This window comes from Salmonella sp. NW38, from assembly GCF_051807745.1.
Lineage (GTDB): Bacteria > Pseudomonadota > Gammaproteobacteria > Enterobacterales > Enterobacteriaceae > Salmonella > Salmonella enterica.
The window spans coordinates 1-662 of the sequence record NZ_JAMMTO010000033.1 but is presented as its reverse complement, the minus strand read 5'-3'; the positions used below and the strand labels follow the sequence as shown (position 1 = coordinate 662).

Below are 662 nucleotides of genomic sequence, written 5' to 3'. Positions count from 1 at the left end.
TTTGCTCTTTAAAAATCTGGATCAAGCTGAAAATTGAAACACAGAACAACGAAAGTTGTTCGTGAGTCTCTCAAATTTTCGCAACACGATGATGAATCGCGAGAAACATCTTCGGGTTGTGAGGTTAAGCGACTAAGCGTACACGGTGGATGCCCTGGCAGTCAGAGGCGATGAAGGGCGTGCTAATCTGCGATAAGCGCCGGTAAGGTGATATGAACCGTTATAACCGGCGATACCCGAATGGGGAAACCCAGTGTGACTCGTCACACTATCATTAACTGAATCCATAGGTTAATGAGGCGAACCGGGGGAACTGAAACATCTAAGTACCCCGAGGAAAAGAAATCAACCGAGATTCCCCCAGTAGCGGCGAGCGAACGGGGAGGAGCCCAGAGCCTGAATCAGCATGTGTGTTAGTGGAAGCGTCTGGAAAGGCGCGCGATACAGGGTGACAGCCCCGTACACAAAAGCGCATGTGCTGTGAGCTCGATGAGTAGGGCGGGACACGTGGTATCCTGTCTGAATATGGGGGGACCATCCTCCAAGGCTAAATACTCCTGACTGACCGATAGTGAACCAGTACCGTGAGGGAAAGGCGAAAAGAACCCCGGCGAGGGGAGTGAAAAAGAACCTGAAACCGTGTACGTACAAGCAGTGGGAGC

The 662-nt window shown here is 51.2% G+C and carries 1 rRNA gene; it reads left to right on the top strand.

Annotation, left to right across the window (positions count from 1 at the left end):
• Nucleotides 1-122 precede the first annotated feature (122 nt).
• Nucleotides 123-662 (top strand): 23S ribosomal RNA (locus NA624_RS22980); the annotation flags it as partial.